This window comes from Rhodococcus sp. T9N (genome assembly GCF_024436645.1).
Classification (GTDB): Bacteria; Actinomycetota; Actinomycetes; order Mycobacteriales; family Mycobacteriaceae; genus Rhodococcus_F; species Rhodococcus_F qingshengii.
Genome location: NZ_JAMSKS010000045.1, coordinates 1 through 10,711, shown reverse-complemented (window position 1 = coordinate 10,711; position 10,711 = coordinate 1). Strand labels below are relative to the sequence as shown.

At 58.7% G+C, this 10,711-nt stretch carries 9 protein-coding genes; 7 read left to right on the top strand and 2 right to left on the bottom strand.

The window, feature by feature from the left end; genetic code table 11:
- Positions 1-78 precede the first annotated feature (78 nt).
- Complete coding sequence (locus tag M1L53_RS32670) at positions 79-1,575, bottom strand: MFS transporter (protein ID WP_232318944.1); 1,497 nt, start codon at positions 1,573-1,575, stop codon at positions 79-81.
- Positions 1,576-1,811: 236 nt separating this feature from the next.
- Positions 1,812-2,447 carry a TetR/AcrR family transcriptional regulator gene (locus M1L53_RS32665; protein WP_228232242.1) on the bottom strand — a complete coding sequence of 212 codons (636 nt, stop codon included), beginning with the start codon at positions 2,445-2,447 and terminating at the stop codon, positions 1,812-1,814.
- A gap of 235 nt (positions 2,448-2,682) precedes the next feature.
- Here M1L53_RS32665 and M1L53_RS32660 point away from each other — a divergent pair, with 235 nt between their 5' ends.
- The 7 genes from M1L53_RS32660 (at position 2,683) to M1L53_RS34965 (ending at position 10,589) form a co-directional block, all read left to right on the top strand.
- Positions 2,683-3,666: a thiamine pyrophosphate-dependent dehydrogenase E1 component subunit alpha gene (locus M1L53_RS32660; protein ID WP_030538053.1), complete on the top strand. Its 984-nt coding sequence runs from the start codon at positions 2,683-2,685 to the stop codon at positions 3,664-3,666.
- Positions 3,663-4,685, top strand: coding sequence for an alpha-ketoacid dehydrogenase subunit beta (locus M1L53_RS32655; RefSeq protein ID WP_054186486.1), 1,023 nt, complete (start codon positions 3,663-3,665; stop codon positions 4,683-4,685). The genes M1L53_RS32660 and M1L53_RS32655 overlap by 4 nt, the downstream gene beginning before the upstream one ends.
- Before the next feature lie 25 nt (positions 4,686-4,710).
- The gene (locus M1L53_RS32650; protein ID WP_054186487.1) at positions 4,711-6,024 is read left to right on the top strand and encodes a dihydrolipoamide acetyltransferase family protein; all 1,314 of its coding nucleotides are present in this window, start codon (positions 4,711-4,713) and stop codon (positions 6,022-6,024) included.
- Between the two features lie 25 nt (positions 6,025-6,049).
- Positions 6,050-7,147 (top strand): alcohol dehydrogenase catalytic domain-containing protein, encoded by a 1,098-nt coding sequence (locus tag M1L53_RS32645; protein ID WP_054186488.1) that lies wholly within the window; start codon positions 6,050-6,052, stop codon positions 7,145-7,147.
- A gap of 25 nt (positions 7,148-7,172) precedes the next feature.
- On the top strand, positions 7,173-8,210 hold the full coding sequence (locus tag M1L53_RS32640) for a phosphotransferase family protein (protein ID WP_054186489.1): 1,038 nt from the start codon (positions 7,173-7,175) through the stop codon (positions 8,208-8,210).
- A 72-nt stretch (positions 8,211-8,282) separates the two neighbouring features.
- Positions 8,283-9,494, top strand: a complete 1,212-nt coding sequence (locus M1L53_RS32635; protein WP_030538056.1) for an acyl-CoA dehydrogenase family protein — start codon at positions 8,283-8,285, stop codon at positions 9,492-9,494.
- Between the two features lie 54 nt (positions 9,495-9,548).
- Positions 9,549-10,589 carry a phosphotransferase family protein gene (locus tag M1L53_RS34965; protein ID WP_054186490.1) on the top strand — a complete coding sequence of 347 codons (1,041 nt, stop codon included), beginning with the start codon at positions 9,549-9,551 and terminating at the stop codon, positions 10,587-10,589.
- The last annotated feature ends 122 nt before the right edge of the window (positions 10,590-10,711 follow it).

Sequence of the window (10,711 nt, the reverse complement as noted above, 5' to 3'; positions counted from 1 at the left end):
CGTACCCACCGGGGCCGGCTCCGAGGACAACGACGTCATAGTGTGAGGTCACGATAATTCTCAGATAGTCGATTCAGATCAGGTCAGTGCTTCCACAGACTGGGGCTTTCGGCCGTGCGGCATGAGGAGAGTCGCGGCGAGTCCGACTATCGCCAGACCTGCTGCAACGAAATAGACTGTTGTGTAGCCAATTCCAGCGTAAATAGGCGTTCCGTCGGCAACCGTTGCAATGTTCAGGGCGAGGATGGCAAAACCAATCTGTACAGCAACAGCACTGCCGACGGATCCCACCACATTGACCGTCGAGGCTGTGACGGCCTGCAGTCGAACCGGCGCGGCGGCGATCACCAGGTTGGGTATTGCCGCACTGATCAGACCGGCCCCGAATGCATATACCAAGTATCCCAACAGTATCGGCCAGAATTCCTTGTGGGAGAGGGCGAGTGATGCGGAGCCGATCGCCATCAAGGCGAAGCCGATCCAGTTCGGCAGGCGTGCGCCCCGACGTTCTGCGATTATGCCGACAAGCAACCCCATTGCGACGGTGGCCACGCCGGCCGGTGTGGTCAACCGCGCCATGTAGCTTGCGCTTTCCCCCAACCCGTAGGTAACGCCGAGGGCGATGGGTGTCTGAACGATGAAGGACAACAAGACGAATTGGAGAACGATGACGGCCTGGCCGGTAAATTGCGCGACCAGTGTCGTCACGACAGCGCGACCACGCAGCACCGCAATGTCGATCAGTGGGTTCTCGATTCGCTTTTCGTATCGAGCCCATCCGATGAAAATTGCCACCGCGGCGATGGCGCAGAGAAGTGTCTTCCACGACGTCCAGCCCCACGTTCCGCCTTCGCCGATGCAGTACAGGAGGAGTGCGATCGAGAGCCCGAGCATGATCCCACCAACCCAGTCGATGGACGTTTTCACTCGGATCGGGGACTCGGGAACAACGAGCATGACCAAGGCACCCAAGAGCACAGGGAAGAGTGCCAATGCGAAGAACACTCCGCGGAATCCGAAATTGTCGATCAAAACTCCGGCAATGACAGGACCGGTGATCGTGGTGACACCAATTCCAGCGGTTGTCATGCTGACCGCCATCGCCAGCATCCGCTTCGGGAAGATGTCGCGCATCAGCGAGTAGGTTATCGGCACGATTGCAAGACCGAGTCCTTCGACGGTACGACCGACTAGTACTACGGAGAAGGTCGGCGCGATTGCGACGATCAGCGAGCCTGTTGCCATGCAGGCGGTTGCGATCAGAAGCCATTTCTTCTTACCGTCTCGATCTGCGAGCTTGCCGATCAACGGTGCGCTGATAGCGCCGGAGAGTGTGAACAGTGTTGACACCCAAGCGATGTTCGAGGTCTCGAATGAACCAGCCATGCTGGGGAGTGCGGGCGTCACCAGATTGAACGCGTATGCGACTTCTTCGGACAGAAGGCAGAGGATCAGGAGGATTCCGACCCAGCCGGCGGTTGATCGATTTCCCACGCCTTCTATCGCGAGAGTGGGGTTTGCGGAGGAAGATTCCGATGGAGTCGAGGAAGGATTATCCGTGGATGGAGCGGTCATCGTGGCTCCTGCATCTTTCTGACGGGAAGACGGGGCAGTGAGCGGGACAGTCGGCGCGGCGAGTGTGCAGACCCACTGAAGCATTTTGTGATGTGAGGCACAGTAAAATGGATCGATTGATTCTGTCAAGTGATCCACTAAATTTTTCCCAAGAAAATTGCAAAAGCGCGCACGGAGACGGCGCGTTCTGTGGATGGTGGATCCGCAACCCTACCTGGGAAGATCCATCCGCAAAGCTAGGTCCGGGTTGGATCCATGAGTGACTCGAGTCCGCCTGCGACAAAATCCGCCAGTGTGTCGAATCGACCGTTGGACAGCGCGCGAGATCCCTCGATGCTTGCGTCCGACCATCGTGCCGCCATCACGATCAGCGTGTTCACGGTGAGTGACCAGTTCAGTTCGATCGCGGTGTCGTCGGCTGCGGGGTAGGCGCGTTCGAGTAGTTTGCGCAGCAACTCTGCTGTGTCGTCCTTGACGGGGAATAGCCGAGGATCGTTGGCGAGGCTGAGTTGTCCACAAATAGTCAGCCACCGAACACCTTTGTCAGGTTCCTGATCGAGGAACTGGCGATACGGCAGTGCCAGGAGATCGACGATCTGCCTCGCTGTCGGAACGGTGTCGGAATCGACCATGTTCTTGGCCAGGCGATGAATGTGTGCGAGTACTTCGGCGCCGGAGTCGAGGAGGACGGCGTCGAGGATCGCGTCCTTGGATCCGAAATGATAGTGCGCGGATGCTGCTCCCAATCCGGCTTCGGCATTGATCGCTCGAATCGAGACGGCCTCGACTCCCTCTGCTGCGAACAGCTTTGCCGCTGAGTCGATCAGAGCACGGCGAGTTGCTGCGCCGTCGCGTGGACTGGATCGTGGCATTTCCGCAACCTTTCGGTTTGTTGACCCCATCATATCGCGATGTCGCGGCCTGATTTCCGGCCTGCTGACCCGGTGATGTCTGAGTAGATCTCAGTCGATTTAGAGAATGCACTTGATTGAATCACTTGATCCACATAGGGTGATGTGACAGCAGCCACACGAATGGCAATCGATGCCGGGTTGTCAAAGGCGCGAACCTCGTACTTGCATGTCGGACTGTCAGAAGGAGATCGGAATGGCCACGCACACAAGCGAACAGCTGACCGAAGTAGTGGAACCGGAGTCACTCGACCCACGGTTGGCGATCGACATTTTCACCGTCATGGCCCGTGCGCGTGCGATCGAGGACGCGGTGCAGATTCACATCCGGGACCACGGATTTGCCGGATTTTGGCATCCGGGCAAAGGGCAGGAAGGTGCTGTCGCTGGAGCGGTGGCAGCCATGCGAGACGACGACTATCTGTTCTATCAGGGAAGAGGAGCCACATGGCCGCTTGCCAAAGGGATGGCGATGGGGCCGATCATCGGTGACCTGCTTGGAAAAGTGACAGGTTCTACCGGCGGAAAAGGCGCCGGGGTTCCTCACTGGGCAGATCCGGCGCTCGGAATCATGGGGGAGGGGGCGACGCTCGGATCGGTGTATCCGGTGGCAGCAGGCGCGGCGTTGTCGGCGCAAATGAGAGGCACTGGGCAAGTTGCGCTGGCTGACTTCGGCGACGGAACGGCGGCACGTGGCACCTTCCATGAAACTCTGCTCGAGGCATCGCGGTGGAAACTACCGCTGGTCTATTTCTGTGAGAACAATGGAATCTCGGTAACCACCTCTTTTGAGTCTGTAAGTCCGACAAGCACTATCGCCGAACGGGCGTCTGCATACGGGATTCCGGGAGTTCGCGTCGACGGTCACGACGCCGTCGCTGTCTACCATGCGACACAGACCGCGATCGATCGAGCGCGCGATGGTCATGGGCCGTCGTTGATCGAGGCAGTCGTCACCCGGGTCGGCGGACACTGGGAAGGCGACGCGCAGAAGTATCGCCCGGAAGATTTCTTGTCGACGTACCGAGATCCGTTGGACATCATGCGTTCTCGACTCGATGCTTCACTGGCCGACCAGATCGTCGCCGCAGCACGTGCGGAAGTTGCCGAAGCGCTCGCCGAGGCAGAAGCCGCTCCTTTGCCTGACCCCTCCGTTATCATGAAGGACGTTTTTGCATGACTATCACTGACGACACGTCTGTCAACCGCACGGCTCCGGAAACTACGGTGCAAAGCTACGAGGCCGCACAGGGTGCGGCGATTGCCGAAGAGATGCGCCGTGACCCCTCGGTGTTTCTCATGGGGCAGGACATTGCCTCAGGCGGGTTCTTCGGCGGAACCCGAGGCCTGGTAGAGGAATTCGGCCTGGACAGGATCCGAAACACCGGAATCACCGAAGCATTCATGGTGGGTGCAGCTGCCGGTGCCGCCATGACCGAAATGCGTCCGATCGTTCAGTTGGGGTTTGCAGACTTCAGTTTGATCGCCGGGGACGAGATCTTTCAGAAACTGGGTAAGTGGCGCCATATGCACGGTGGTCAATTCGAACTTCCCGCTGTGATCATCATGCCGATCGGGCCGAGCGGTGGTGCAGGACCAGAACATTCGGGTTCGATGGAGATGCTACCGATGCATTTTCCGGGACTCAAAGCAGTTGTCCCGTCCAATCCTGCCAACGCGAAAGCCCTACTCAAGGCCGCAATCCGGGACCCAAATCCTGTTCTGTACTACCCGAGCAAGCAGCTCAACTTCAAACGGGGTGAGGTATTCACCGATCCCGAGTACGTAATGCCCTTGGGTAAAGCATCGATTCCACGGCGTGGCGACACAGTGACCGTCATCAGCTATGGATGTATGGTGCCTCGCTCGCTTGAAGCAGCTGTCGTGCTGGCTGCGGAGGGTATCGAGCTCGAAGTTGTCGACCTGCAAACGCTGGTTCCGCTGGACCACGACACGATCATCGCGTCGGTGATGCGGACCGGGCGGGCGATGATCGTTCACGAGGCGCCGAGAACCGCTGGTCCTGGCGCCGAGATCGCTGCGCTCATCCAGGAGCGTTGCTTCTACTGGCTCCACGCTCCGATCGCGCGTCTCGGTTCTGTGGATGCGCCGATTCCGGCGAGTCGGTTCCTCGAAGATCATTGCTTCCCAAGTGTTTCCGACATCATCGAGACAGCCCGTCACCTGGTTCGCGACTAATTACTCGACTACGAGGACATTCACCATGCTCACACTATTCGACGTCCACATGCCCCACATGGGATCGGTGGAATTCGCGTTGCTCACCGAATGGCTGCTCAAGCCTGGGGACAGGGTCGCCGAGGGCGATCCGCTTTGTGAGGTGTCGACCGACAAGGTCGACACCGAAGTCGACTCGCCAACTTCGGGAATCCTCATCAGTTACGTTGCCGCAGTGGATCAGGAGGTTCCTGTCGGGGACGTCATTGCTCGATTTGCCTCACTCGACGCCGACCCGGTAGCCGTCGCGCAAGCCATTGCCGGTGAAGATGCAGTCGGTGAAGATGTCGCGCCGGCGGCGCCGACATCGGGTCCGATCGCGGGTCCGTTCCCGATTTCGCCGGATCGGGCTCTCGAGAGCGCGGCCCCGACAGTCGCCGCCGAGGGTTCTCGCCCACCCAACGATTCACTGGTGTTGGCTGCGTCGTGGTTCTCTCCGGTCAATCGTCCGCCCGAAGGAAGTCGACGCCTCCGCCTCGATTCGGGCTCGACTGATATGTCGCTGGAGAGCAAGAGCGAATTCTTGCCGGGAGCCAGGGATCGAGTACCGGAAGATGCTGACACCGTGGCGATTCCCGCCGGATACGAGGCGGTGACCTACACGGCTATCGAACACACTCGCCTGCGTAGGGCAATCGCCAAGAATCTGACAGAATCGTGGAATACGGCTCCTCAATTGACGGCGCAGGTTGATGTCGATTTCACTGCGGTCTCAGTAGCCCGAGCGAAGATCAACCGTGAGAGATCAACTCGAGGTGAAGGGAAACTCAGTTTCCTTCCCTTTGTCGGTCACGCACTGTGCCGGGCGCTCGCAGACCACCCGGATGCCAATGCCACGTTCACGGACAAGCACCTCGTGCGATGGAACACTGTCAACCTGGGAATTGCCGTGGACACTCCGGACGGACTGATCGTCCCCGTCATACGTGATGCGCAGAATCTCGAACTGGAGGCACTGTCGGACGCAATAGTCGCGACCAGTAGTGCGATACTCTCGGGTTCCGCGCAGCCGGAGGATCTTTCGGGCGGAACAATTACGATCAGCAACTCGGGAAGTGTCGGCGGCGTGGTCTCGACTCCGATCCTGACTCGTCCGCAAGTTGCCTCGATCGGTCTCCCAGCCATCGTGCGTACCCCCGTCACGCGAAAGAGCGTCGACGGTGAATCCGAGCTCCTCACCATCAGGCCCATTGCACGACTCGGATTGACCTTCGACCACAGGGCATTCGACGGCGCCGAAGCCTTGCGCACGCTGATGTCCGTACAGAAGTATCTCGAACAATGGCCGACAAAATCGTAGGCACTTCTCGACGTGAGGACATCAGATGAGGGCAACAGTGCTTCGAGGTGGAGACGTCATACTTGCCGACATTCCGGAGCCGTCACCGGGACCGAATCAGCTTCTGGTGGAGCCGATAGCCACCGGGATCTGCGGCAGTGATCTTTCGGCCTGGCAGCACACCGATGATTTCCTGGCTGCGCATCGTGAGGCGGACGTGCCGGGAGCGCTGTTCGATCCGGCGCACGATGTTGTATTCGGACACGAGTTCACTGCAACGGTGACCGAGTTGGGAACCGGAGTGGTCGACTACGCAGTCGGTGACCGTCTGGTGGTTCTGCCGTGGGTCGTTGACGACGATGGATTGACTCATACAGTCGGATACTGCAATTCGAAGCCGGGAGGGCTGGCTGAAAGGGTTGTTATCCAGGCTGGAGGGCACCTGCACATCCCTCCGGACGTGGATCCGGTTACCGCTGCGGCGACCGAACCTCTCGCTACTGGTGTTAACGCCGTGCTGCGTTCACGAATCGTTGCCGGCGCCGCCGCAGTGGTGACCGGTTGCGGGCCTGTCGGACTCGGCGCAGTCATCGAATTGGCGCAACGTGGCGTTCACCCCATCGTCGTATCCGACCCTTCGGAACTTCGACGAACTGTGGCTTTGGCGTACGGGGCCGATGTGGCAGTCGATCCGAGGCACTCGGATCCACTGAGCACACTTGCAGGAATGATTCCGGCAGATACCGAAGTATTTGTCTTCGAAGCATCCGGAGCACGGAATCTACTGGGTTCCTTGATGTCTGTCGTTCCACCGTTCACACGCATTGTGATTGTCGGATCGGCAATGGAGCACGAGTCGATTCGACCCGTAATCGGGATTCTCAAGAATGTGAGTTTGGAATTCGTGGGTGGTCCGGGGCGTGGAGAACATACGTACCAAGCGTTTTCCCGAACTTTCGAACATATCGTGGAGCGTCGTTTCGATCCGGGATTGATGGTCACGGGCTTTGCCGGGCTGGATGCGGTGAGTGAGGTGTTCTCTGCGCTGCGCCCGGCCGCGGGTGACGAGATAGAGCACGTGAAGGTTTTGGTTCGGCCCGACCTGCCCGCCGGTGCGGGTGTGGTGCGTTGTGGCGTCGAGTAACGGACTATGGGATGAGGACGTTGTAATGAATGAGGTTGAATCAATAGCGGAGAGCGAGCAGTTCAACGCCGACTTGGTTCGGTCCAGGTTGGTCGAGATGGGCGAGTTGGGTACGGGCGAGGAACTGACTGTGCGACTATTGGCAGGCGGTCGATCCAACCTGACGTTCGAGTTGGCGAGTAAGTCGAGAAGATGGATTCTGCGTCGTCCGCCGATCGGTCACCGTCTGGAGACTGCTCACGACATGGGTCGGGAAGTGACCGTTCAGCGAGCCCTCGCGGAAAGTGCTGTCCCGGTTCCGCGGATCGTGTTCTCCGAGGAGTTCGACGCGACATCGGGTGGAAGTTTCTACGTCATGGACAAGATCGAAGGTCAGGTGTTGCGAACCGATGACGACTTCGCTTCCGTGGACGAGGGCAATCGCTCCGAGTTGGCGCATCGCTACGTCGATTGCCTGGCTGCACTGCACACGCAAGACTTTCGTAGCCTGGGTTTGTCTGGTTTCGGTAGGCCGGAGGGTTACCTCGAGCGCCAGGTACGGCGATGGAGCAAGCAGTTGGCGTCGTCGAAGTCCCGCGATCTTCCGATGTTGGAAAAACTGGGGGCGCGGGTCGCGTCGTCGATTCCGGGGCAGTCTGCAACCTCGATCGTTCACGGCGACTTTCGATTCGACAACATGATTGTTCGGTTAGGTGCCCCGTCGGACAGTGTCGGAGTGCTGGATTGGGAGATGTCAACACTGGGTGATCCGTTGACAGACTTGGGTTTAGTCCATCTGTTCTGGTCGGGTTGGGCGGGTATCGATAATCCGATTGCCGGGACGCCCTCTGCGCATGAGGGTTTCCCCTCGTTCGACGACCTTGTCGAAAGATATTCCCTAGGTACCGGGTTCGATACCGATGCGCTGCAGTGGTATTCGAGCTTCGCATTCTACAAGATGGCAGTGATTCTGGAAGGCATCCATCTTCGCTTCGTCAATGGGGAAACAGTCGGCGACGGTTTCGAGGACATCGGCTCGATGGTCGTTCCTTTGGCAGAGCGCGGGCTCTCGGCACTTGCGTAGCCGAAAATTGTTGTGAAACAGTAATTTCTGATCTCGGTCGTACTCGGCCCACGAAGGGTGAAGGTGTGTGACATGGACTTCGAGTTCGACGCGAAGACTATTGATTTGAAGGAACTCGCGTCGGCATTCATGGACGAGTTCGTTTTTCCTGCAGAGCATTTCTTCCACGACAACCCGGAAGCTGGGGATCGGCAGTGGGAGCGTCCGGCGGTGATGGCGGAGCTGAAGGAACACGCGAAGGCGCGGGGGTTGTGGAATTTGTTTCTTCCGCACGATCCGCGTGGTGCGGGACTGTCGAATCTGCAGTACGCACCGTTGGCCGAGGTAACGGGTTGGAGTCCTGAGGTTGCGCCGGAAGCGTTCAACTGCAACCCGCCCGATACCGGGAACATGGAGTTGCTGACGCTGTTCGGGACTGAGGCGCAGAAACATCGGTGGCTCGATCCGTTGTTGAACGGTGACATCAGGTCGGCGTATTGCATGACGGAGCCGGATGTGTCGTCGTCTGATCCCGCGAACTTGACCTGCTCAATCACTGATGAGGGTGATTGTTGGAGGATCAATGGACGTAAGTGGTGGTCGACCGGCGCGATGAGCAGCGATTGTGCGTTGTTGATCGTGATGGGGGTGTCAGATCCTGATGCGGATCCGCGGTCGCGCCACAGTTTGGTTCTGATTCCGCGTGAGACTCCCGGCGTGCGTATTGTCCGGGGGCTGAAGATGTTCGGCTTCACTCACGGTGCCCATGGCGGTCACGCGGAGGTGCATTTCGAGGACGTGCTTGTTCCCAAGGACCACATGCTCGGCGAGCGTGGTCGGGGGCAAGCGTTGGCGCAGGCCAGGCTTGGTCCGGGGCGCATTCATCACTGCATGCGCATGATCGGGATGGCAGAGCGTGCGATCGAGTTGATGTGCCGCCGGGCGAACGAGCGTGAGGCCTTTGGTAGGTCTTTGGCGGATCAGGGGATCATTCAGCATTGGATTGCGCAGTCCCGTGTGAAGATCGATCAGTTGCGGTTGTTCGTTCTGCGGACTGCGTGGTTGATCGACACAGTTGGGGCGCGTGAGGCGCGTACGGAAATTTCGGCTATCAAGGTGGCTGCCCCGGATGCTGTGGGTTGGGTGATCGACAAGGCAATTCAAGTGCACGGCGCCGGCGGAATGACGCAAGACTATCCGCTGGCGATGTTGTGGGCGCAGGCTCGGACCATGCGTTTCATCGACGGCGCTGACGAGGTTCATCGGATGGTCGTCGCGTCACGAGAATTGCGCCTTCATCGATAGCGGTCCAGATTTCACGAATGACGAATCGATGCCGAATGGGGATAACTGGTGGGAATGCAACTCCCATTCGATATCGGTGAGATTCGACGGCGTCTGATCGACTGTGGCGAGTTGGATCGGTACTCGCGATTCAGTGCTAACAAGGTTTCCAGTTCGCCGCCGGGTCAGGCCTACTCCTTGACCAGCGGTGAAGGAGCATGGATCTTGCGCTGTTCGTCGAGCAGTGATGACAGTCTTGGAACACGAGGAATTCGAGCGGAGGCCACTGCGCTGCACATGCTCGAAAAGAGCAGCATTCCAGTACCTCTCCTTGTCTACCGGGACGAAGTCTCTGGATTGGTCGTCTCTCGACGGGTGCATGGATCATCTCTCCGGACCGACATTCAGTTAGCCGACGTCGAGATCGGCGCGAGAAGCCTGGTAGCGAACTCATTTGCCGACACGCTTGCCGGGATTCATTCGCTCGAAGTCGGCCTCAACGGTGTGAGTGCTCTCCCCGGGATGTGCGGGGAACTGCACAACTACTTGTCCGAGATTGGAATAAGGCTCGCTCGGCACGAATTGAGTGTGAGGCCTGCGTTGAACGCGCTCCTCGATTCCCTCGCGCGATCGGTGCCGGCGCCGCAGAAGCCCTGCTTGCTCCACGGCGAATATCGTCTGGATCGAACGATTTTCGACCTCGCCGACTCCCCACTATTGCGCGCAGTGACAGATTGGCGTCGAGTAGGTTTCGGTGACCCGCTGTTGGACGTTGGTATCGCTTACGTTTTCTGGGCAGGTTTGAGAGGAATTCCCAGCGTTGTATCGGGTTGCCCTTCAGTTCATTTCGGATACCCGGCATTCGAGCAGTTGTTGTCCCGGTATCGAAGGTCAGTTACCTTCGATGTCGATACACGCGTGTTGCCGTGGTTCTACTCGGTGGGGTTTCTCGAGGTTGCTGCACGTGTGCTCGAACTGTGCGATGAGAGACGCGAATGGCTCTCGAGCACAAATAGATTCGGCGATGTGTCGGCCTTGGTGACACCATTGATCACCCGCGCAGTTGCAGCCTTGGAAGGCAGTCACCTTGCCGCATCCTTTGTGCTCACGCGATGACAGAGACCCAACGAATGCTTGGAGGAAAGTCGTGACGCACGACAATCGAACCACCGGGGAGGGGCGCAAGCTGCTCCGTCTCGAGATCCGAAACGCGGAGACGCCCATCGAACGCAAACCCA